This is a genomic window from Acidobacteriota bacterium (assembly GCA_038040445.1).
GTDB lineage: Bacteria > Acidobacteriota > Blastocatellia > UBA7656 > UBA7656 > Onstottus_A > Onstottus_A frigus.
On sequence record JBBPIG010000030.1, the window covers coordinates 22,384 to 45,051 of the forward strand.

The following is a 22,668-nucleotide window of genomic DNA, read 5'->3' on the forward strand; positions in this document are numbered from 1 at the left end:
TTCGGCTCTGGCGTCCGTGCAAGCGACTATCCGAGGTTCCTTAGTGTCTTTTTCTCGACAGGCAGCGGCAATGCAAAGAGTCATGTCGGTTTCCCAAGGCGGCGTCGGCTCTTTCTTCCTACGTTTCGGATATTGTAGACTGTCCTGATTCCTTTTTCGAGAGAAAACCGATTTATGAGGCAGGAGCCGTCTTTTTGAGGCAGACGCAGTTTCTAAGGTAAAGCTGTCTTGAGCCCTGAAATTAAGACACCGCCTTTTTGTGCAGACCGCCGACTTTTTGTGCAAAGTCCTTATCTGGATAGAGCAGGACTCGCCGACTTTTTGGGCAAGTCGCCTACTTTTTGGGCAGGATACTTTTTGGTTGGCTTTTTGGGCAAAGCCTTCGGGTCGCTATCCTCTTGAACCACAATATATTGTACTTTTCGATTGACACGTGCCTAGGTATAGAGTACACTCCGAAACCGCTACGGAAGAGACAATAGATCAAAAGATAGGGCTACACGTTGTAGTTAGCCGGTCCTGGGCGTTATCATGGGACTTCAGTTAGGGCCGGGATAGGAGCAGGCAGCGAGCATCACGTGACGATTTGAGCACTCACGCCTCGGAGCAGCCCGGCCAGGCAGGAAGTCGACTGGCTGAGTTGTAAAAGACAAACCAGTTAGGCAGCAAATCAGAAAGTCCCCAACTTGACCCCGCGACTTGCTGGGTATCGGTTGATCTCTCTTCAGCGAGCAAGATCGGCAGTTACGTTGAAACCATGGATGGCACACTAAGGAGACACTAGAAATGTCCACCCGATCTGTCGGCGATATACAGAAGTCAAATGGGCAGACCTCAGTCGACGACTCGATTACGCCTATTGTCCCTCACGCGGATGTGCGCAAGTCCGGGGCAGTCGCCGAAAGCAACCAGCTCAGTCAACTTGGACAAAAGATTTTCCTCGATCGGTATGCGATGAAAGACATGAGCAAGAGAACGCTCACGCCAGACGATATGGTGATCGTCTGTGTCGACGCAAAGACCGGCCAGCGCGAGATCGGCGTCGTTACCGAAATGGATGAAACGGCGGCCGGCGGCGGCGGGCGGGTTACGGTCGAACTCCAGGATGGGACGAAGATTGAATGCTTATCTGAGCACGTATCGAAGCCGATCGAGACTGATCCCGAGCAAATGATGGAACGAGTCGCCCGCGGGATTGCGGCCGTGGAAGGCGAGCGGGCCGACGAGTGGTACCAGAATTTTCGATGGCTTCTGAACGGATGGAAGTTCGTGCCCGCCGGGCGAATCCTCACAGCCGCGGGCACCGATCAACAGCTGACTTTTTACAATTGCTACGTCGTACCCTCTCCGAAAGACTCGCGACGGGGCATCGTCGACACGCTTTCGCAAATGATGGAGATCATGTCCCGGGGAGGCGGTGTTGGAATCAACGTCAGCAGCTTGCGGCCTCGCCATTCCTACGTAAAAGGCGTGAATGGGCGCTCGTCGGGGTCCGTGTCGTGGGGCGCGCTGTATTCGTTTGTAACCGGCTTGATAGAGCAGGGCGGATCGCGGCGCGGCGCGTTGATGCTGATACTGAACTGCTGGCATCCCGATGTGGTCGAGTTCATCACGTCCAAACGCGAGATGGGAAAGATCACCAATGCAAACATCTCGATAGGGATCACCGACAAGTTCATGGATGCCGTCCACGCAAACGCCGATTGGGACCTGGTGTTTCCTGATACATCCGATCCCGACTATGGCCAGATGTGGGATGGCAACATCGACAAGTGGCTTGCCGCCGGTAAGCGCGTGATCGTGCACAAGACGGTTAAGGCGCGCGCCATCTGGGATTCGATCATCGAGTCGGCATGGGCTTCGGCAGAACCAGGCGTGTTCTTTATCGAACGCTCGAACAAAATGTCTAACTCGTGGTACTACGATGCGGGTTATCTTGGTTGCACCAATCCTTGCGGCGAGCAGCCTCTGCCGGGCTTTGGCGTATGCAATCTGGGCGCGATCAGCCTGTCGAGGTTTGTAAGCGAAGGCGACGTCGCGTGGGATGATTTGGGCAAGGCGGTGCGCTATGCGGTCCGTTTTCTCGACAATGTAATCGACGCAACCCCCTACTTCTTCGACGAGAATTATGCTCAACAAAAAGCGGAGCGGCGCGTGGGCTTGAACACGATGGGTCTGGCCGAGATGCTGATCCGGCTGGGCATTCGTTACGGCTCAGAAGAATCGGTGCAGTTCATAGACCGGCTGTATCGCTTTATCTCCGGGGAGGCTTATCATGCTTCGGCGGAGATAGCGTCGGAGAAGGGACCCTTCCCGATGTTTGACGCAGAGAAGTTCCTGGAGTCAGGCTATATGCAGAAGATGCCCGACGACGTTCGCGAAGAAGTACGCGAGAAGGGTGTGCGCAATGTGACGTTGTTGACTCAGGCGCCGAACGGCACAATAGGCACCATGGTCGGTACTTCGACCGGCATCGAGCCGTTCTACTTCTGGAACTACTTCCGCAAGTCGCGGCTTGGCAAGCACGAGGAGCGAGTGAAGGTCCTGGAAGAATGGCAGCAAGCTCACCCTGGAGAACCACTGCCCGGTTACTTCGTGACTGCGATGGACCTCGCCCCCGAAGAGCACGTCAAGGTGCAAGCCGCGATTCAGCGTTGGGTCGACTCGTCGATTTCGAAGACCTGCAACCTCCCGGCTTCCTACACTCCTCAGCAGACGCGCGAGATATACGAACTGCTCTACCGGTCCGGGTGCAAGGGCGGGACGGTATATCGCGACGGCTCTCGCGATGTGCAGGTGCTCAATTTGAAAGAAGAAGACAAGCGGGTGAGCGAGCCGGCGCCGGACACGTCGAAGGGCGCTATGGTTGCGCTTGCCGGCGAGCAGCGGCCTCAAGCTGCATCGGTGGCTACACCGGTTGAAGGCGAATCTGAGGCTTCTTCCTCGAGCGAGCTCGTTCAGAGCGACGGGGGCTGGCAGCCAAAAGTTCGTCCGCGCCCTTACAAGCGCCGCGGCTACACAGTCAGCAAGGCCACTCCGTCGGGCACCGCACATATCACTATGAACGAGGACGAGGAAGGTCATCCGTTCGAAGTCTTTCTCGAAATCGGCAAAGCGGGTTCGGACATCAAGGCGATGGCTGAGGCTATGGGGAGATTGATGTCGCTGATCCTGAGAATGGCATCGCCGGTTTCGCCACTCGAGCGCGTTCGCGAAATTGTGAAACAGATTTCCGGCATCGGAGGCGCGCGCTCCTACGGATTTGGCAAGCGGCGAGTGCTTTCGTTGCCTGACGCAGTAGGACAGGCGCTTGCCGAGAACTATCTGAACATAAGCCACGGAACCGAGGGCGACGGTCAGGGCGCGGAAATGGGGGTCGATGGTTCGGTCATTGCGGCATCCTCGGTTCACAAGGCTTCCGCCGTGACCTCTGGCTCTATGGACCTCTGCCCGACTTGTGGCGACTCTACATTCGCGCGAGTCGAAGGGTGCCAGACTTGCTACGCTTGTGGTTACTCCGAGTGCTGATTTAGAACGGGTGCTTCTCTCAGTTAGAGAAAGGCGAGCCGCAAGGTTGCTTTGCAGGCTCGCCTGATTTTTTGAAGCGGCTCGCGCGGACGCGCGAGCTTCAGATCACTGGCGTGTAAGACGGATACGTCTTTCGGATCTTGCCTTCGATCTTCTGTCGCTCAGACTCTGCGGTGGTTGCTGCAAGCTGTTGACGAAGTCTCTTGCGCTTCTGATAGCGCTGGCGGCGGCGTTTTATCTCGCGGTCACGTTCTCTCATTGTTGTGTGTGATTCTCGCTTTCTAGTCCTCCGACTTTGGGCGTCAGTCGGGTTCGGCATCCATGAACCTTGGCCGATTAACGCGCTGATTCTAGCCCTTCGCATCTAACCCGGTCAACTGCGCCGATCAGAACTGCGCCGATCAGATCTCTACCGATCAGATCGAGCTTGAGTCAATGGGTGGTCTGAAACACCGGAAGAATCGGTACTTCGTGGGTATTGAGACTCGAAAAAAACTGACTTGTAGCAAATCTCAGCGATGTTATAATCCGGTCATCAAAGGTGAAACGCCCTCAGGACAGAACCGCAATCTATTCAAAGGTTATCGAGTATGGGCACAAGTAACGCTGGCTCCGGTTTTCCACTAAGCAATCAGATCACCCGCGACTACAGGATCATTCAGTTGCTCGGCAAAGGCGGAATGGGCGAGGTCTATTTGGCAGAGCAACTGCGCGTCGGACGCCGGCGTGTAGCTCTGAAGGTGCTCAGTCGCGCCTGTTCGGAAGATCCCGAGATTATTAAGCGGTTCGAGAATGAAGCGGCTTCTGCGGGGCGCATTCATCACCGCAACGTCGTGATGATTTACGAGAGCCGCGTGACCGATGACGGCCAGATCTATGTGGTGATGGAGTACGTAGAAGGCAACAGCCTGGGGCATGAGATCGCCGAACGTGGAGCGCTGCCCCTGGCAGAGATTGTTGAGATTGCGAAGCAGGTCTGTGCAGGGCTGAGCACCGCACATAAACTGGGAATCGTTCACCGCGACATAAAGCCAGACAACCTCATGCTAGCCCGAGATGAAGAAGGTGCGTTGTTCGTGAAAGTGCTGGACTTCGGAATAGCGAGACTCCTGGAACCGGGAGAGGGCGGTGCCCAAACGAAGACCGGCGTCATCATGGGCACTCCTTTCTATATGTCTCCGGAGCAGGCGTTGGGGAACACCGGTGATAAGATTGACGCCCGTTCCGACATTTATTCGCTCGGCATGGTGGTCTATCAGATGCTCACAGGCCGGGTGGCTTTCGAATCTGATTCGTGGATGCGCGTGATGTACAAACACATACACGAGGAGCCACTGGCCCCTAGCCAATTGAGACCGGAGCTCGCCTCGTTTGAAGAAGTTGAACGCGTATTGCTGAAATCGCTCGAGAAGGACCGCGAGAATCGACACTCATCCGTCACCGAATTCGCGACTGAGTTGGAAAAGGCCTACAATCGTGCGAGAGTCGCTAATCCGGACGCAGTGACCCTGGCTTATGGCCCGACGGTTCTCACCGAGGGCTTGCCTTTCGCTCCTACTGGGAGCCCGACTGCCCCAAGTGCGACGATTCGCGATGCAGTTACACCCTCAACCGAAGCCGAGCCGGTGGCAGCGGCTGCAGTAGCTGTTCCCAAAACCTTCTGGACACGGAGAAACACGATTGCCGCGCTTGTTGTTGTTGTGCTTGTCGTGGCGGGGCTTGTGCGATTTGTCTTCATTCCGGGAACGGAGCCGGTCAAGTCAGAGACAGCAACCTCCGCGCCTTCGATTCGGCCCAGCCCTATGCCCGTGATTGAGACATTCAATTACACCGTGCTGAACGTCAGCCCAACTGGACAGCTTGCAGAACCGCACAGGCGAGAGGCTCGATATTTTAATGAGGATCTCGGCAGTCCGTTGACGATCGAGATGGTTGAAATACCAGAAGGCACTTACCTGATCGGTGCGCCGGCAGAAACGCAAAAGGACCGCCACCCAAATGAGCGCCCACAGCATACGGTGACCCTGCCGATGTTTTATATGAGCCGGACGGAAGTAACACAAGCGCAGTGGCTAGCGGTGAGTAAACTTCCGAAGGTGAGCCGAGAGATTGATCTAAATCCGTCGGGGTTCAAGGGCGATGCGAAGCTTCCCGTGCAAAACGTGTCGTGGTGGGAAGGAGTTGAATTCTGCGAGCGGTTATCGAAGGCGACGGGGCGAACATACCGTTTGCCTACGGAGGCGGAATGGGAATACGCCTGCCGGGCCGGTACCACAACGCCTTTCCATTTTGGCGACACGATAACCGCGGAGATCGTCAACTACGATGCCAACTATCCGTTTGGCGCCGGGCCCAAAGGAGTGACCCGGAAACAACCCGTCCCAGCCGGCAACACCGGAGCGCCGAATGCATTCGGGTTGAACAACATGCATGGGAACATGGCCGAGTGGTGCCTCGACCCCTGGCACGACAATTATATCGGAGCACCGACAGACGGCATAAGTTGGGAAGACGGAGGCAATCAGAGCCTGCGGGTGTTTCGAGGCGGCTCGTGGTATGACGGCGGCGATAACTGCCGCTCTGCTTTCCGCAACAGCTACGCTCCCGATGTGAAGCTCAGCTTCATCGGCTTACGCATTGTGATGGTCCCGCAGAAGTAGGCTTAAAGTAAGGGTTGGAGTTGTTCGACAGTCGGCCGCGAGCTTCGATTTAGCCGAACGCGCTGAACGCTGCCAAGCTTGCAGCAGAGCTGTTCGAGCGGATCGATCAACCCGCGGCTGAGGGGGGCACGGCTTTGCTTTGCAGAATTGTCGCGCAATCGACTGACTTCGTGCTGCTGTTTATGACCAAGAACGGAATTGACAGAGTGCTTTCGGATAAGAGGTAAGGTGACCGCTAAGATCCGCACGGGGAGGCCTTTGAATCTGCGGCTTGCACAAGACGGCTCATGCTAGAATAATCCAGACTTTAGCGCTTTCTGGGTGGTCTAAAACCTTGGCAAAGAGTATCCGTGAGTGATGCACATATGAAGAAGCTTCAAACAGCCCCGTTCTTGCTTGCGCTTGCACTGGTGATGACCTCATTTGAAGTTTCAGCGCAGGGCCAGGTGCGCCGAAATAATCGCCTGCCTCCTGGTCAGCGCGGAATCAATCGGCCGCCTTTCGGTATTCCGCAGCTAGGCCGCAATCGCCCGGGCAATCCCAATCAGCTAAAGAAGCAGCAATTGCAACAGCGGGTAATGCAGGCGATTGGTCTCAGGCCCGAACAGCGACTGCGAATGCAGGAGATCCGTCGCAGCCATGACGACGAACTCATCGGCGCCGGCCGTCGTCTAAGGCAGGCTCGTCAGGCGCTCGACCGCGCGATCATGAGCGAGCCGTTTAGCGAAGCGGAAGTGCGCGGGGCCACAGAGGCCTTGGCGTCGGCGCAGGCGGATAAGATCAGACTGGACGCAAGTGTTCGAGCCCAGGTGCGCGGCGTTCTCACTCCCGATCAGGTTCAGCGCTTCCATCAGCTTCAACGCGAGATGCGTCGCGGGATGAAAGAACAACAAAGGGACCAGGAAAAGGAGATGGGCCCGCAGGGGGTAAACAATGCTCCGGAGCGGGAAGAACTCGACCTCTTGTTTCTGTTTTCTGAAGGAAAGATCGGAACCTGACCTGCGAAGACTGCCCGAAAAGCCGCTCTGTTACTACTCAGCGTTGTTCAGTCATCGATCTTAACGATTTCACTCAGGGTGATACGACTCCCTTGACGTACTTTGAAACGATCCCGAGCCCGATTGCCGAGAGCAACGGATAGAGCCCATCCATCAGACTCCAGCCAATGATATAAGCAAGATTGCCCTGAATGAAGAAGAAGTGGTCCATCTCCCAGGTGCCCAGTATTTCGTGCTCGGCCCACTTCACCAGGAAGCTGAAGATCGCGAATAACGCGAACTGCTCCCAGAAAGGCTTTCGGTAGGTTCCTGCGTACAGAAAGCCCAAGCATAATCCTATCCACACGAAGGTATGAAGAAAGTTATTCAGCCAAGGCAGGAAGCTCATAATGCCGGCACGAAAGAAGACGTAGTTGCCAACAAACACGCCGACGGACCAGCCGAAGAAGAGTATCCAAAATGACCTTCGGAAGTTGAGCTCGACCGTTGCGTTCGCGTGCCGCATCAGGATGAACATCGCGCCGTATACGGCAAGCACAGCCACATAATCCACGACGCTATTCCGCGGGCCTAATAATTCATTTGTGAATGACTCCACGTGAACTCCTTTCAGGATGATCGCGCGCGCGCTCAGCAAGAATCGCCGGGGGCTACTTCGACTCGGCGACGAAAGGCGCAGCGTAATCCGCCAGCGCCATCACCGTAAGCTGAGGGTTGACGCCCAGGCTGCTGGGGAACACGCTCGCATCACAGACGAACAGATTGTCATAGCCGTAGGCCTTGAACTGCGAATCGACAACCCCCAGGTCGGGATTTGCGCTAAGCACGTTCCCGCCCTGCGGGTGCCCGGTACCGATTGTGATATCGCTCGAGTCTTTGACCTTATCGTACAGTTCCAGGAGTTGATCGGCGCTTCGAAACTCGTGATAAGCGAATGTGTTCGGAATGACGCATTCGGCATGGTCTTTAAAAAAGGCCTGCCCGCAAAGCACGAGCCCGTCGAGAAGCTTCCTCAAGTCGGCATCAGTCGGAACGTAGTTGATCTCGCGGCCTATCAGTCCTGCCCGGCGAACCTCGCCGTTGGATTCAGTGCCGACCAGCACCCCAGTACAGGTCATGCGGTTGTATCGGAGCATGTTGTTGAAGTGATCATCAAACCAGCCCGGCATGGTGAGCGCTTGAGAAACCGGTGGATTGAACCACGTCTCGATTACGTAGCCACGACTTGGAGAAGGCTTCAGGTAATGAGAAATCTGCAACCCACGATACGCGTTGATCTCCCTGTTGAACACCGCGGTCATCGGTGACCCCATGTTAAACGAGAGATGTTTTCCGGTTCGGCTCCCCCCGATGCCCGAACGGAGCAGGACTATGCTCGATGAAACTGCGCCTGCCGAGAGGACGAAAGTATTCGCCCGCACTTCAATTCGTCTGCCATCCTTTAGGGTGCAGGTGACGCCGGTGATTTGTTTCCCACGCGCGCTGAACTTCTGCGCTTCGCAACCAGCTAGAATTCGAAGAGCCTCTTTGCCGACATCTCTCTGGGTCATCGGCAAAATCGTGTCCAGCATCGAGAGTTTCTTGCCGTATTTGCATCCGATATTGCAGTATCCGCACCCGAGGCAATCGTGAATGTTGGCTTCGACAACCGAGTGCTTATTGGGCAGCTTGTCGAGCCCAAGCGCGACAACTCCCCTGTTAAAGAATTCCGCCCCCTCGTTCAGGTTCTTGTTCTGAAATTCCACTCCAATCAGTTTTCTGACGGCTTCGAACGAATCCCATATTCGCTTTTCGTCCAGGCCGGCATTGAGCGAGCCGGGATCGTTCCACCTGGCGAGAACTTCCTTCGGCATACAAAAACACACCGCGTTGTTGACGACAGTCGAGCCGCCAACGCAACTGCCTTGCAGCACCTGAAACCGAAAGTCGCGGCTGAGTTGCAACGCCCCGTCGCCGTAGAGCCTGGTCAACATATCGGCTTCATCTTCGGTAAACGTCTCCGGGACTTCGTGGTCTCCTCGCTCCAACATCAAGACCTGTCTGCCGGCGCGCGTCAGTTGGTGAGCCAGAATCGACGCAGCCGCGCCGGAGCCTATTATTGCTACATCGGCCGTCAACCTTTCCGTAGTAATCTCGGATGGGCTTTGGACGTAGAGGGGTATTCGCTTCGGGGGTTCTTGGTAAGCCAGCTTCTTGGGCGTGTCCTCGCGCTCTGTGAATCGGACGTAGCCTACCGATTCGAAGGTGCGTTGGTCGTTGTAGTAACCGAGATAAGAAAGCTGTTTGCCCATTCGGATCATGCCCTGAACGATTTGTCGCCAGAACTCGGGCACCAGCCTGCGGGTGACGTCTTGATAGAACCGCTTTCTAAGGAACTCGAGCCGGTCCTGAGGTGCAAGGTGCGACAACGGTGGCTTCAGCGAAAGCAAGGGATACGCTTCAATACCAAGCAGCACAAGCTTGGTGATCCATTTCGACTGGGCTTTGAAGCGAGACAGGTAGTTATCGACGTTGCTCGCCACTTCATCGGGGGTGATGACTCGGGTCTTCCCCGTGACCACGACGTCCGCGAGTGCCGACAGAGCGCGATACTGCGTCGGTGACAGATAAGCCAGGCCGTAGTACGAACGGTCGGCCGCCAGGTAAAACCAAACTAGAAGAATAATTATGACCCCGTCGAGAACCATTGATCCGAAGAGCAACGTTTCGATGGGCATCCGGGTCGCCGACGACTCGAACGTAAGAAAGAGTATGAGCGAGCCACGGGTGTCGCCCCACAAAAGCACGGCGGCCACCGCGATCTCGGATAGGACGTGCCCCACTATGACAAGGACAGTCAGCAGGCGATACCGGCGCACGTCGCCGGAAGCAAAGAAGGCGAGCAGGCCCAGAACGCCGACCTTGACAACCGAGTTGGTAACGAACGGAAGCTGAATGAAAGCAGCTTTGTTCGGGCCGGCGAGCGCGGGCAGCAGGTAAGCAAAGACGGCGAGTCCGAATAGCAAAGCAAGGATCCTCAGCAGCCATCGGAGCCGTCGCTCCTGAGGAGTAAGTGGTTTCGCTGTGGACATGATTTCTCCTTTCGCTCGTTGCTACCTGAGTTCTCGCCAACAGACTCTCCAGAGTCTGTTGGCCGGCGGCGGTGCTTTACCTGTGTGCCGCAGGCTACGCCAAACACGGTCGATATGCAACCCTGAGGGAACCAAAAGCGCCCCGCGCCCACAAATACATGACGCCAAAACAAAAGGAGGACGCTGCAGGAATAATGTGCGGCAAGCTGGTGGTTTCCTAGAAGCGGGACAGGCTACTCACTTTGACAGAGCCAAATCGCGACCGTTAGAATCAACCACACCTTTGATGGAACCTATTCTTGGGAGGATTTGATGGCTGAGAATGAAACTAAATATCACGCGGTCGAGAAGGACGGCGTGGTTACGGCGATTTGGGAAATGCAGGGGAGAAAACACCTGCGGACGATTGATCCGCGCAGCGAGGAAGGACGACGCATCCTCGGCTCGTATACCATAGATGAAGGCGCCGAGCATGCTCACGCCGAAGCTGCCGGTCAATCCGCACAGCCAGGTGAGCCTCAGCCTAGCTCGTGATCGCGCGCCGATGCCTCGCGATGATTCGTATTCCATCTGGCGAGGCGCTCGCGGCCGACAGCTCTCCACTTAGTGCAGGAACGCAATGTCGCGTGCTTCCTGGATCAGGCCACACTTACCAGCAAGCTCATAGTAGAGTCTCAAGCCTTGCAGGCTCTTCTCATCAAGATCGTAGCTGATGGCTTCGGTCAAGTAGCTGAACAGATCGCCGCGAGGCAAGCCGAGGCGCTCGGCGTAGATATCCGCCAGCTCATTTGCGTGCGCCATCCCTTCAACCTTTGCAGTCACGAAGTTGACCCTTCTGTCAGGCGGCAGATCGCCGCCAAACCACGCTGTTGAATCGGCGCGGATTGCCCAGAACGCGAACACGAACGGCAGCCCGGTGTGCTTTTGCCATTCTTCGGCAAGGTCGTAAACGTGAAGAGTCGACCGATCAATCAACATTGCCGGGTCGCCGATCATTAGCGCAGCATCGTTTGACTCGAGCATGTCCTCGAGCTTAGGCGGGGACGCGGAATAAGAAGCAATGACGTTGTAGAAGTGTTTGAGAATTATTTGGATCAGCGCAGCGGAAGTGCGCGACGAGGTGTCGAGCGCAACGGACCGTATCTGAGTTATTGGCACTCGCGATGCCAAGAGCACGCTTCTCACGCTCCTCTTGGAGGCCACACAGGCCCCGGGAGCGACCTTGAGTCCCGGAATGCGCTGATACTCGATGACTGGTATCAAGGCCGCATCGGCGCGCCCTTCCGCCAGCAACTCCGCGCATCGGGCGGGCGCTGCGTCGGACAGAAACTCACAGCGGTCCTGTTGCCCTCCATAGACAAAGCTATAACAGAGAGGGGCAGCGTTGAGGTAACTCGATGCTGCGATGTAGGGCTTGTCATTGGTCATTGGTTACTTGGGGTCATTCTTGGGTCATTCTTGGCTTGATCGATATTGATAGAACCTAGCGCCTCAAATCGCGCGGAGGGTTTTCAACACAATCTGTGGAAAACCCTGTTGAAAACCCTACCTTGGCGAACGCAAAGTTCTGAGATTCGCGGACTTTTAGCACATTGCACACATTTTGTTCAAACTTGTTACGCACCTTGAAGTCCTTTTATTTATTCAATTGCCGCGATAGGCCTTCAATTCGTTGGGATTTCTTGATGTGTTTTCAATCTGCACTGGAGAATTGCTGAAAAGCTGTGCAAAACTTAGCGGGATTTTCCGGCAAGTGCGGACTGTCAGCCCAACTCGCCTGGCTTCAATCAAACGCTTCTTCGAGCCTTTGCGCGATTCGCTCGCGAAACTCGTGCGCCGCCTGCAAGACTTTTCTAGGCTTCGAGCCCTCGGCCGGCCCGATGAATCCCTGGCGCTCCATCGAATCCAGAATCTTGGCCGCGCGGCCATAGCCGATCGACAGTCTTCGCTGCAAGACCGACGTTGAGGCTCGGCCCATGTCGGTGACAATTGCCAGGGCTTCGTCGAACAGTTCGTCCTGCTCACCCTCGAATCCATCGGTTTCCATTGTCTCCTGATCGCTCAGCGTGACTTCCTCGTTGTAGTCCGGCTCCGCCTGTTTTTTGATGAAGTCGGTGATGCGCTTGATCTCAGCTTCGCTGGCGTATGAGCCGTGGACCCGGACCAGGCGAGACGAGGCCGGCGGCAGGAACAACATGTCGCCCTGGCCCAGCAGCGCTTCAGCGCCGTTGGAATCGATGATCGTTCGCGAGTCAACCTTCGATGACACCCGGAAAGCCATGCGGCAGGGAATGTTCGCCTTGATCACGCCGGTGATGATGTCGACCGATGGCCGCTGAGTGGCGAGCACCAGGTGGATGCCGACCGCGCGAGCCATCTGCGCAAGCCGCGCGATCGAGGTCTCGACGTCGGCGCGAGCTATCATCATCAGATCGGCAAGCTCGTCGATCGCGATCAGGATATAGGGCAGCGGCCTGAGCGGCTCGGCGGGATCATCGAACAGCGACGGCGAAGTCATCTCGCAAACCTGGCGATTGTACTGCTCGATGTTGCGCACACCAAGCGCGGCAAGCTTGCGGTAACGCGCTTCCATTTCATTTACCGCCCACTTGAGCGCGTTCGCCGCCCGCTTGGGATCGGTAACAATCGGCGTCAGCAAGTGCGGGATCCCTTCGTAGAGTCCCAGCTCGACCCGTTTTGGATCCACCATTATGAACTTCACTTCTTCGGGCGACGCCTTGTACAGAATCGAGCAGATGATCGCGTTGAGAGTGACCGATTTGCCCGCGCCAGTCGCGCCGGCGATCAACAGGTGCGGCATCTTTGCCAAGTCGGCGATGTACTCTTCGCCGTTGATCGTCTTGCCGAGCGCAATGGTGAGTTTCGAGGCGGACTGTTGGAACTTCGCCGACTCGATCACATCGCGAAGAAATATCTTCTCGCGTTGCGCGTTTGGCGCCTCGATGCCGACGGTCGATTTGCCGGGTATTCGATCGATGCGAATCGATTCGGCCTTGAGCGCGAGACAAAGATCATCGGCAAGCCCGACTACGCGGCTGTACTTGATGCCGGGGTCGGGTTTGAACTCAAACGTCGTGACGACCGGCCCCGGGTTGATGCGGTGAATGTGACCGGTGACGGTAAACTCCTTGCACTTCTCGGCGAGAATCGTAGCGCGCTCGCGCAACTCCTCTTCGGCCTGCTCGAAGTGGCCGACGGGCGGTTCAATCAAATCGATGGTTGGCAACTTGTAGACGTAACCCGCGAGTGTTTCGATCGCGGATTTGCGCCGAGTCTGCTGCTTCGAGCCCTTTGCTTCCGTTTCCGCTTTTTCGGTTTCTGGTGTGCGGACGATCGAGGCAGTGGAGATCATCTCAGCCACCGTGGGATCCATCGTGATCTCTGCTGCGAGCGGCGAAAGCCCGGCCTTTATCTGTTCAACCCTCGCCGCGTGCTCCTGCACAATCCCGCGCATTTTTAGACGGGTCGGCGGCACCGCTGGAACAGCCTCGACTGTTTCGGGAGCGCGCCGGGCGGCAGCGCCGCTCGACATGCTGGCGCCGGCGATGGCAATCTCAGGCGCCGGCGCTGACGCGGTTATTGTTTCTACAACACGACCGGCGGCCGTGGGTCGTTGATCCTCCCTGAACTGTCGAGCCTCTTCCATTCGCCGCTTGCGCTCTTCGCGTTCTCGCTCCTGCTGGAGCTGTTTGACACGTTCGCGCTCGGCTCTCTCCGCTTCGTTACGCTTTTGCTCTTCTGCCTTCTCGGCTTGTCGCTGAGTGGCCAGCAACCGGCGCTGTTCGTTCCGCGCCTCCCACCACGCCATGAAGCGGCTGAACACCGTCGGCTTGGTCTGGCTGATTTCAGCGCGCGCTTCGCGAATGGATTTCACCCACCCGGCGACACGGGCAAGCGAAATCTCCATCGTCAGCATCAGCGTCAACACCGATGCTGCTGCCAGCACGATCGCCGCGCCGGTGGTGCTCATCAGACCGGCGAGCCCGTCTTCGATCATATGTCCGATTGCGCCGCCGTTGTACGAGCGGATGAGCAGACCGATCTTGATGTCGGGGAACAAAGCCAGGAACCCGGAGAATGCAACCAGCAATAAGGCAGCTCCGCCGGCCTTACGAGCAGGAAACCCGGGATTAGTGGTTGAGAAAGCGCGCATAGCCACCAGAACCAGCAATACGGGTATCAGCAGCGAAGCAAGGCCGAACCACTGAAGGAACACATCACTGATGAATGCCCCCACAACACCGATGAGGTTTTGCGGTTCGCGCTGAGGACCCACCGAGTTGAAGCTCGGGTCTCGAGGATCGTAAGTGAAGAGGCTGAGAACCAGGAGGATGGCGGCGACTATTAGGACGACAGCCAGCACTTCATTGGCCAGCGACTTTTTAGCTGAAGGCTTTGTCCGGGATTTGGTGCTCATTCCGGTTGCTCGGCAGAACATTACCAGAATAACGATGCGGTTTCCACAACCTTTCGAGCTTGCAGCGCTTCTTTGTGCCGGGTAGGGGAATCATGCCGGCGAAAATTTCCGGACTCGCAAAAGAGAGTTTAGCGTCCGGCGAATTTGCTCAAACCATGACGCGTCGTTTTGGTGACCTTTGACCAAAAGACAAGAGAACGCCGACTATGTAAAGAAGCGCGACACTGATACCAAACCCCAGCAAAACCCATCTAATCGTCGCTACTGGGAATGGATAGAGGACTTGATATGACGCGTTTATGATCCAGAAGATTCCCATGCCAGAAAAGATAAAGTAGCTGAGCAAACCGCTATCCTTATCCTTGAGCGTTGTGATGATGGTGATAAGTCCGCCCCAAAGGAGCAGAGAACTGAAGAAAACGTTGATCGAAAATAATCCCCATCTAATTGGTGGGGGGATATCGTCAACGAATCGTGCCCAGCCAAAGACGTGTGGAAGCACAAAATGAAAGGCGGACATCGCGCAAGAAGCAATTCCGCCGATCAGAAGGCAGGTCTTACGAAGCTTTTCGGGTCCCATGCTGAGTGCCTCGACAGCTTTCTAACGTTTTACTTCTCGCAAATGTTCTCCCAAGGCAGCGAACCCCGTAGCCCGATGAAGATCCTTTGACGTTACTTCTTCTTCTGCTCCAGACGCCGCTTCACATAAGCTTTCCGAGCCTGCAGGGATTCCGGTGACGACAACGCACTAAGCAGCACCTCGCCGTCGGCGTAGGAAGTGTGACTAGCCATCGCGCGGGTAACGGCGTTGACGTGTTCCTTAGTGATCGCAACCGGGACTGCGGGCATCGCGGCGATTTCTTGGGCCAGCTTGGCAGTCTCCTGCTCGAGTTCGTCCGGCGTCACCACTCGATTAACAAACCCCATCGCTTTCGCTTCTTGAGGTGTGAACTGGCGACAGGTCATCACGAGTTCTTTGGTCATTGCCGGGCCGATCTCGCGGACGAGGCGGGGAATGCCGCCCCAGGCTAATGGAATCCCAAGTTCGACTTCCGGAATTGAGAAGCGGGCGTTTTCCGCCGCCACTCGCAAATCGCAAGCGGCCGCCAGCAATACAGCGCCTCCTACTGCATAGCCGTGGATGCTCGCGATGGTGGTCGCGCTCATTTGTTCGATGGCGTCCATCATCCGCGATCCGGCTTGCGCAGCGGCGCGTCGAGTAAGCCAAGCACCGTCGGCGTCCGTTCTCGAAGGGTCCTTCAGATCGGCGCCTGCGGAGAAGGCTCGGCCGGCGCCGCGCACGATGACGACGCGCACCTCGGGCTGTGTATCGAACCACCGGGCGGCTTCGGCAAGTTCCCGGAGCATTGCGGAGTTCATCGCATTCAATCGTTCAGGACGATTCAAAGTGAGATGCCCGATTGGACCGTTTGCATTGATATTCAGTGTCTCGAAGTCCATAGCTTACGCTCAAGTAGAGCGTGGCAACCAAATCTATTTAGACGCTGCCTTCGCCCCTGCTTTAAAATCTCCCGCTTTGACGATCGTCAGCTTGGATACATCGATGTGGCGGCGCATCGCCGCTGCGATCTCGTCCGGCGTCAGAGCCGCGACTCTCTTTTCGAAGTCCGCGTCCCACGCCAGCGTGCGGTTCAAGAAGCGAAACGACGCGAGCCTCCGAGCCAGCTCCGCGTCTTGTGCGCGGCTTAGCTGCCGGGATTGCAGATAGCCCTTCTTCGCTGCTTCGACTTCATCAGCAGTGAAGCCGTCCTTCAGCGCGCGGGCGATCTCCTCCTTGATCGCCGCTTCGAGCTTGGTCACATTCTGCGGCGCGTAGATTGCCGATGCGGTGAACTGCCCGTTCTTGTCCAGCGAGCTCGCGTTCAACGACGAGCCCACTCCATAACTGAGGCCCTCTTTTTGCCGTATGCGCACTGCCAGCCTTGAATTCAAGAACCCGCCGCCGAGCATGTAGTTCCCCAACACTAACGCCGGATAGTCCGCATCGTCATCGCGCAGGTTCAGCCGCGCGCCACCAATGAAGAAAGCGTTGGCTTTGTCGGGCGTTTCGACCTGTTGGTTGATTTGGGGAATCTCCCGATAAGTCGAGACCAATCGAGAGTAGGGATGCGGGTTCTTCCATCCGGCGAATGAATCAGCGACGAGTTTTTCTATCTCCTTCGCGTCGAAGTCCCCCACGACGGCAAGCTCCCCGGCAGACGCGCCGTAGACGTCCGAGTAGAACTTCTTCACATCATCCAGCGTCGCGGCTTTGACTTCAGCTATGTCTTCGTCAGGTGTCGAGACATATCGCACATCTCCCTTGGGGTAAGGATTCATATGCCGGCTAAAGACTACAAAGGCGGCGGCCTGCGGCTCGCTTCGCTGTGATTCGATGGAGGCCAGCTCCTCTTGTTTGAGTTGCTCAAACTCCGTTGGCGGGAACGACGGCTCGCGCAAGATCTCCGCTGCCAGCTTCAAGACGGCCGGAAGATTCTCGCGAATTGTTTCGATAGAGACGAATGCGGACGTGGGACTGCCTCCAACAGAAGCGCGCGCCTTCAGTCTATCGAACTCATCCTGAATCTGCTGACGAGTGTGCTTCGATGTTCCGCGCATTAACATATCGCCGGCGAGCGACCCGGCGGTCTGCCTGTTCATCAAGCTTTTCTCGTCGCCGAAGCGAAGCGTCATCGTAGCGACAACGGTTTTGCCACGCGTCTTCTTGGGCACCAGAGCCAGCTTGAGACCGCCTATGTCGATGCGGGTGGTGCGCGACTCGACGTTCGCCGGCGACGGGTCAAACGCTTCGCCCTCGGACACCGCAGCCTCGCCCTTATAGTCTTTGACGATCGCAGCCACATCGAGCGGCGGCGGAATCTCGGACCGATCGGGTTTTTCGGTAGGCACGAACAATGCGACCGTGCGATTACTTGTTTTCAAATAGGCGGCGGCCACTCGCTGAACATCGGCCGGGGTGACTTTCTTGAGCCGATCCCGATTGATGAAGAGCAACCGCCAATCTCCTATCGCGATCCATTCGCTCATCTCGAGGCCAACACGATCCGTTGAATTCAGCGTCAGGTCGATGTTCTTCAGCAGCGCAGTGCGCGCGCGGTCCACCTCTTCCGCGGTTGGCGCCTTGCTGGCCAGCTCTTCGATTGTCTGGACCAGTGTGTCGCGCGCAACGTCCAGTGAATTCTCTTTGCGCACTTCGGCAAAAAACAGCGCCTCGCCGGGGTCGTGCAGTTGAAGATCGAAGGCGCCTATCGACGCGGCTTTTTTCGCCTCGACCAGCGACTTGTGCAACCGCCCCGAAGGCGTGTCCCCGAGCACCTGCGAGAGTATGTCAATGGCCGCGAAGTCCGGATGGGAGCCGCTGGGAATATGATAGCCGGCCATCACCAACTGTGTGTCGCCGGTTCGCCTCACGGTGACTGTGCGCTCGCCGTCCTGAGTTGGTTCGAGCGTGTAGATCGGTTGAAGCACTCGCGTCGGCCGTGGTATCGGGCCGAAGTTGTCGGCGATAAGCTGTAGCGTCTTGGCCGGTTCGAATTTGCCTGCGACCAGCAGCACCGCGTTGTCAGGCTGATAGTACTTGCGGTAGAACGCCTGCAGGCGATCGATGGGAACGTTCTCGATGTCGCTGCGGTTTCCAATGGGTAGCTTGGCATAGTTGTGCCAATCGTACGCAGCGCCCATCAGGCGTTTGACGACGGCGCCGAACGGGGAGTTTTCGCCCGATTCGAACTCATTGCGCACCACGGTCATCTCGCTGTCGAGGTCTTTCTTGGCGACGAACGAGTTGACCATGCGGTCCGATTCAAGCTTGATCGCCCATTCCAGGTTGACGTCGGTTGCCGAGAAGGTTTCGAAATAGTTCGTGCGGTCCCAGCTCGTCGAACCGTTCGGACGCGAGCCGTGTTCGGTAAGCTCCTGGGGAATGTTGGTGTGTCCGGGGGAACCCTTGAACAGCATGTGCTCGAGCAGGTGGGCCATGCCAGTCTCGCCGTAGTTCTCATGCCGCGAGCCGACCAGGTAGGTGACGTTCACGGTTGCGGTCTGCTTCGACTGGTCTGGAAACAGCAGCACTCGCAGTCCGTTGGCCAACCGGTACTCGGTGATGCCTTCGACGGAGGTGACCCGCTCCACGCCTTTTGGTAGCGCGGGCGACGCGGTTTGTTGAACACCGGCGACACCGCGCGCTGCTACTGTGAACGCTGGCGATGCGCCCGACACGCATGCGGCCAGCACAACAACAAGAAGCAGAGAACGAAACCTTGCAAAGTTTGTTGACATGTTTTCTCCTTTTCTCACGACTTACTGGGCCGGTGTATTGGCAGCGTCCGGCGAAGTCGCCTCTCGCGCCGCCTGAGACTTTAACACTAGATACTGTTTGATGAACTCGTCAATGTCGCCGTCAAGCACCGCGTCAACATCCGCAGTCTCGTGCTTGGTGCGCACGTCTTTGGCCAGTCGATACGGGTGGAGCACGTAGTTTCGAATCTGCGAGCCGAACGAGATGTCGCGCTTTGTCTCTTCGAGCTGCGCCGTCTCCGCACGCTTCTTCTCCAACTCGAGCTCGTACAGCCGGGACTTCAAAATGTGCATCGCGACTTCGCGGTTCTGATGTTGGGAACGCTGATTCTGACACGTCACCACGATCCCAGTTGGAAGGTGAGTGATTCGAACGGCCGAGTCGGTGACGTTGACGTGCTGGCCTCCCGCGCCTGATGAGCGATAGGTGTCCACGCGCAGGTCCTTCTCATTCACTTCGATCTCGACGTCCTCTTCGATCTCCGGATAAACGAAAACCGATGCAAAGCTTGTCTCGCGGCTCGATCCGGCGTTGAACGGGCTGAGCCTCACAAGCCGATGGACGCCGGCCTCCGCCGAAAGCAACCCGTAAGCGTACTCGCCGGCTACGGTGAACGTCGCGCCCTTTATGCCGGCCTCTTTGCCAGGCTGCTCGTCGATTAGGTCAGTCTTGAATCCGTGGCGCTCGGCCCAGCGCAGATACATCCTCAGCAGCATCCCGGCCCAATCCTGAGCGTCGGTTCCGCCGGCCCCCGCGTTGATGGTTACTATTGCGTCGCGCGCGTCGTTGAATCCGGACAGCAGCATCTCGGTCTCGGCTTCTTCGACTTCGCGCTCGAGCCGTTCGATGACGGTTTGCAGTTCGTTAAGCGAGGCTTCATCCTGGGCCGCGAATTCTAAGAGGACGACGGCGTCATCAACGTTGCGTTGGAATTGATCTGCTTTGTCGATTGCCGCCTGCAAGCGGCTACGTTGCTTGAGGACCTTTTGGGCGCGGTCCTGATCGTTCCAGAAGTCTGGTTTACCAATCTCTGCTTCTGACTTTTGGAGCTCGGACGCTTTCCGTTGCGGGTCAAAGAAACCTCCGCAGCTCCGCCACGCGAGCCGCGAGGTCGTCGAACTTTTGTCGCAGTTCTTCAATCATGTTTTAAGCCTCAGGGGAACAGTTGCGGGCCTCGCCTGCCACTCGTCCTTTTACAAGAGATGATTACTCGATGGGCCGAATTGTATCATGCGACCGAAGCCTCAGCCACGTTTGAGACTCTGTGAGTGAAACCCGATGCCGCACCGGCGGCGTTGTCTAGCAGGCTGCTGAAAAAGTCTCTTTTCAGGACGGGCGCATATTTGGACTGCGGCGGCGTCTTTTCTTTGCCGCCGCTTTTGCTGTTTGATCGGACGACAGAAAGCGCCGCCGACGCACTGAGGGCGGCGCAGCCCAAATAAACGCGCTTCGGAGATCATCCCAGGCGTAAACGCGCTGGGCTAGTGAAAAAGCGAATCGAAATGGCCGGCCACTCGAAGGCTCCAATACGCTCGCAACAGCATGCGCGTTTAGTCTTTCAGCAGCCTGCTAGGAGTCAATCCTGAGCTTGCTCTTTCTCTTCCGCCACGCGTCCCCAATCGCTGCGACCAACAGCAACGCGCTCAGCACAGCGCAAGCGATCACGAACACGTCACCATGACGAGTGTAGAAAGTTGAACCGTCGCCGCGCGCTTCATTCTCGGTTTTGATCTTCCAGGTTCGAGTCGCAGTCTCGAACATCGGGGTCTCACCGTGCACGATGCCGTAGCGATCCACTCGCGCCGAAACCCCGGAGTTCGTTGCGCGAATCAACTCGACGTTGTTCTCGACCGCGCGAAATATCGCTGTCGTCAGCATCTGCTTCGGAGCCGACGTAGGACCAAACCACGCCTCGTTGGACATCTGCACAAGCGCCGCCGCGCCGCCGCTTCGCATCCTCCGCGCCAGGTCCGGCCTGGTAGTCTCGAAGCAAATCAACGTTCCCAGCTTCGCGCCCGCGGCTTCGGCCAGGGTCACGCTATTGCCCGGAGTTAGATCGCCAACCAGAGCCTTGACGTGACGCATGAACGGAATCCACTTTCGCGCGGGTATGTACTCGCCGAACGGAACCAGCGCGTTCTTGTGGTACTCGGTGATCTTTTCTCCCGTTGGTGATATGAGCAGCGCGCTGTTGTATTGGGCTTCATTCGGCCCCGCGGTTTCGGAGAAGCCCCACGCGTTCATCAGCAGATAGACTCGGTTGCGCCGGGTGAACTCCGCGAGCCTGTGCTGAAGAGCCAGGTCGCGGTCGTACTCGAAGCTCATAGTCGACTCGGGCCAGATTACCAGATCGATGCTGGTGGCTTTCTCGGTTGCAGAACCGGGAGCGCCGTTCGAAGCCGCGTCTTTGGTGTTTGCCTGAATCGCTTGTTCGGAGAGGGAGATGTGGCGCAGTAACATCTGCTCCACAAACTTCGGATCGTCCCATGGGCCATCGACTGGAACGTTCGGCTGTACGACCGCAACTGAAACCGACCCCGTTTCCTCGACCGCCGGCCGCAACGATTCGCCGTACAACACTGCCGCTATCGCGATCACGCCCCCGGCGGTGAGCACGATGATCCCACGCCTGCGCTCGAGGTAAACCACCGCGTACACCAACGCGGTGCTTGCAGCCGCCATGATCGCGCTCACCAGGTAGACGCCGCCCAGTCGAGCCACCTGGATCACTGCCGGTTGGAACGCCTGCGAGTAACCGAGCGGGTTCCAACCCATACCTGTCACCTGAAGCCGCAGCCATTCACTCGCCGCCCACAACACGGGGGCGGCCAATAACGACCAGCCGCCGAAACGCTTGATCGTGAGCGCCAGCGTTGCCGCAAACACGCCGGTGAACAAACCCACCGTCGCCGAGAAGAGAATCAGAATCAGGTAGCACAGCCACAGCGGTATTTCCCCGTAGTTGTGCATCGAGTAGGTCACCCAGTGCGACGAGCCGGCGTAGAAGATCGTTCCGGTCACCGAGCCGAGAAGCAGCGAACGCCAGAACCTTCGCTCGCGCACGACTGCCATGATCAGCGGTGCGGTCCCCACCCAGCCCAGCGACCACAGGTTCCAATCCGGAAATGCCAATACCAGGAGCAGTCCCGAGAAGATTGCTAGCGACAGGTTGCTGATGAAAGGAGCTGATTGCTGGTAGGGAAGTACCTTTGCAACTCGATAGCGCGCGGCGAGCAGGTCCTCGCGTGCGTAGACGGGAGGAACGGCTTCTTCGGAATGGCGAACGCGGGAAAAGGTCGAGGATCGAGGATCGAGGATCGAAGATCGAGGATCGAGGATTGAGGATCGAGGATCGAAGATCGAGGACAAAGGATCCAGGATCGAGGATCGCCGACTGAGAATCGAGGATCGAAACGCCTGGTGTGGATTCATCAGTTCCTTGTCAGTAGCGGCGGACGGATTCAAGCAACTGCTTTTGCTTATCACGATCGATCTTCTATCCTCGAACTTCTATCCTCGAACTTCTATCCTCGATCTTCTATCCTCGATCTTCTATCCTCTATCCTCGATCTTCTATCCTCGATCCTCTATCCTCGATCTTCTATCCTCGATCTTCTATCCTCGATCTTCTATCCTCGATCTTCTATCCTCGATC

At 57.0% G+C, this 22,668-nt stretch carries 14 protein-coding genes; 4 read left to right on the forward strand and 10 right to left on the reverse strand.

Annotated features, from left to right (window positions below):
* Nucleotides 1-786: 786 nt before the first annotated feature.
* Nucleotides 787-3,528: an adenosylcobalamin-dependent ribonucleoside-diphosphate reductase gene (locus AABO57_24565; GenBank protein MEK6288904.1), complete on the forward strand. Its 2,742-nt coding sequence runs from the start codon at nucleotides 787-789 to the stop codon at nucleotides 3,526-3,528.
* A gap of 100 nt (nucleotides 3,529-3,628) precedes the next feature.
* Here the strand turns inward: AABO57_24565 and AABO57_24570 are convergent, their stop codons facing one another.
* Nucleotides 3,629-3,787 carry a DUF6800 family protein gene (locus AABO57_24570; protein ID MEK6288905.1) on the reverse strand — a complete coding sequence of 53 codons (159 nt, stop codon included), beginning with the start codon at nucleotides 3,785-3,787 and terminating at the stop codon, nucleotides 3,629-3,631.
* Nucleotides 3,788-4,118: 331 nt separating this feature from the next.
* On the opposite strand from AABO57_24570, the gene AABO57_24575 reads away from it, so the two are divergent.
* Both AABO57_24575 and AABO57_24580 read left to right on the forward strand, forming a co-directional pair.
* Nucleotides 4,119-6,188, forward strand: coding sequence for a bifunctional serine/threonine-protein kinase/formylglycine-generating enzyme family protein (locus tag AABO57_24575; GenBank protein MEK6288906.1), 2,070 nt, complete (start codon nucleotides 4,119-4,121; stop codon nucleotides 6,186-6,188).
* A 365-nt stretch (nucleotides 6,189-6,553) separates the two neighbouring features.
* Nucleotides 6,554-7,186, forward strand: a complete 633-nt coding sequence (locus AABO57_24580; GenBank protein MEK6288907.1) for a Spy/CpxP family protein refolding chaperone — start codon at nucleotides 6,554-6,556, stop codon at nucleotides 7,184-7,186.
* Nucleotides 7,187-7,259: 73 nt separating this feature from the next.
* On the opposite strand, the gene AABO57_24585 is transcribed toward AABO57_24580, so the two are convergent.
* Entirely contained in the window at nucleotides 7,260-7,784 is a 525-nt protein-coding gene (locus tag AABO57_24585; protein ID MEK6288908.1) for a hypothetical protein, read from the reverse strand.
* A 52-nt stretch (nucleotides 7,785-7,836) separates the two neighbouring features.
* Complete coding sequence (locus AABO57_24590; protein ID MEK6288909.1) at nucleotides 7,837-10,257, reverse strand: GMC family oxidoreductase; 2,421 nt, start codon at nucleotides 10,255-10,257, stop codon at nucleotides 7,837-7,839.
* 312 nt (nucleotides 10,258-10,569) lie between these two features.
* On the opposite strand from AABO57_24590, the gene AABO57_24595 reads away from it, so the two are divergent.
* The gene (locus AABO57_24595; GenBank protein MEK6288910.1) at nucleotides 10,570-10,791 is read left to right on the forward strand and encodes a hypothetical protein; all 222 of its coding nucleotides are present in this window, start codon (nucleotides 10,570-10,572) and stop codon (nucleotides 10,789-10,791) included.
* Nucleotides 10,792-10,860: 69 nt separating this feature from the next.
* Here the strand turns inward: AABO57_24595 and AABO57_24600 are convergent, their stop codons facing one another.
* The 7 genes from AABO57_24600 to lnt all read right to left on the reverse strand — a co-directional run bounded on the left by AABO57_24600 (nucleotide 10,861) and on the right by lnt (nucleotide 22,499).
* Nucleotides 10,861-11,685, reverse strand: coding sequence for a menaquinone biosynthesis protein (locus AABO57_24600; GenBank protein MEK6288911.1), 825 nt, complete (start codon nucleotides 11,683-11,685; stop codon nucleotides 10,861-10,863).
* Between the two features lie 355 nt (nucleotides 11,686-12,040).
* On the reverse strand, nucleotides 12,041-14,695 hold the full coding sequence (locus AABO57_24605) for a DNA translocase FtsK (protein ID MEK6288912.1): 2,655 nt from the start codon (nucleotides 14,693-14,695) through the stop codon (nucleotides 12,041-12,043).
* 148 nt (nucleotides 14,696-14,843) lie between these two features.
* Entirely contained in the window at nucleotides 14,844-15,275 is a 432-nt protein-coding gene (locus tag AABO57_24610; GenBank protein MEK6288913.1) for a hypothetical protein, read from the reverse strand.
* Nucleotides 15,276-15,367: 92 nt separating this feature from the next.
* Nucleotides 15,368-16,156 carry an enoyl-CoA hydratase/isomerase family protein gene (locus tag AABO57_24615; protein MEK6288914.1) on the reverse strand — a complete coding sequence of 263 codons (789 nt, stop codon included), beginning with the start codon at nucleotides 16,154-16,156 and terminating at the stop codon, nucleotides 15,368-15,370.
* A gap of 33 nt (nucleotides 16,157-16,189) precedes the next feature.
* Nucleotides 16,190-18,994 (reverse strand): pitrilysin family protein, encoded by a 2,805-nt coding sequence (locus AABO57_24620; protein ID MEK6288915.1) that lies wholly within the window; start codon nucleotides 18,992-18,994, stop codon nucleotides 16,190-16,192.
* A gap of 21 nt (nucleotides 18,995-19,015) precedes the next feature.
* Nucleotides 19,016-20,156, reverse strand: a protein-coding gene (prfB, locus tag AABO57_24625) for a peptide chain release factor 2 (protein MEK6288916.1) whose coding sequence is annotated in 2 segments (ribosomal slippage) — nucleotides 19,016-20,098 and nucleotides 20,100-20,156 — 1,140 coding nt in all. Because the reading frame shifts where the segments join, the coding sequence is not laid out codon by codon here.
* Nucleotides 20,157-20,582: 426 nt separating this feature from the next.
* Nucleotides 20,583-22,499 (reverse strand): apolipoprotein N-acyltransferase, encoded by a 1,917-nt coding sequence (gene lnt / locus AABO57_24630; protein ID MEK6288917.1) that lies wholly within the window; start codon nucleotides 22,497-22,499, stop codon nucleotides 20,583-20,585.
* Nucleotides 22,500-22,668: the final 169 nt, after the last annotated feature.

Excerpts from the sequence above, each read along its gene's own strand:
- AABO57_24565 (MEK6288904.1), top strand. The coding sequence starts at position 787 with ATGTCCACCCGATCTGTCGGCGATATACAGAAGTCAAATGGGCAGACC.
- AABO57_24595 (MEK6288910.1), top strand. The coding sequence starts at position 10,570 with ATGGCTGAGAATGAAACTAAATATCACGCGGTCGAGAAGGACGGCGTG.
- AABO57_24620 (MEK6288915.1), bottom strand. The coding sequence starts at position 18,994 with ATGTCAACAAACTTTGCAAGGTTTCGTTCTCTGCTTCTTGTTGTTGTG.
- AABO57_24590 (MEK6288909.1), bottom strand. The coding sequence starts at position 10,257 with ATGTCCACAGCGAAACCACTTACTCCTCAGGAGCGACGGCTCCGATGG.
- AABO57_24600 (MEK6288911.1), bottom strand. The coding sequence starts at position 11,685 with ATGACCAATGACAAGCCCTACATCGCAGCATCGAGTTACCTCAACGCT.
- AABO57_24605 (MEK6288912.1), bottom strand. The coding sequence starts at position 14,695 with ATGAGCACCAAATCCCGGACAAAGCCTTCAGCTAAAAAGTCGCTGGCC.
- AABO57_24610 (MEK6288913.1), bottom strand. The coding sequence starts at position 15,275 with ATGGGACCCGAAAAGCTTCGTAAGACCTGCCTTCTGATCGGCGGAATT.
- AABO57_24570 (MEK6288905.1), bottom strand. The coding sequence starts at position 3,787 with ATGAGAGAACGTGACCGCGAGATAAAACGCCGCCGCCAGCGCTATCAG.
- AABO57_24615 (MEK6288914.1), bottom strand. The coding sequence starts at position 16,156 with ATGGACTTCGAGACACTGAATATCAATGCAAACGGTCCAATCGGGCAT.
- AABO57_24580 (MEK6288907.1), top strand. The coding sequence starts at position 6,554 with ATGAAGAAGCTTCAAACAGCCCCGTTCTTGCTTGCGCTTGCACTGGTG.
- AABO57_24575 (MEK6288906.1), top strand. The coding sequence starts at position 4,119 with ATGGGCACAAGTAACGCTGGCTCCGGTTTTCCACTAAGCAATCAGATC.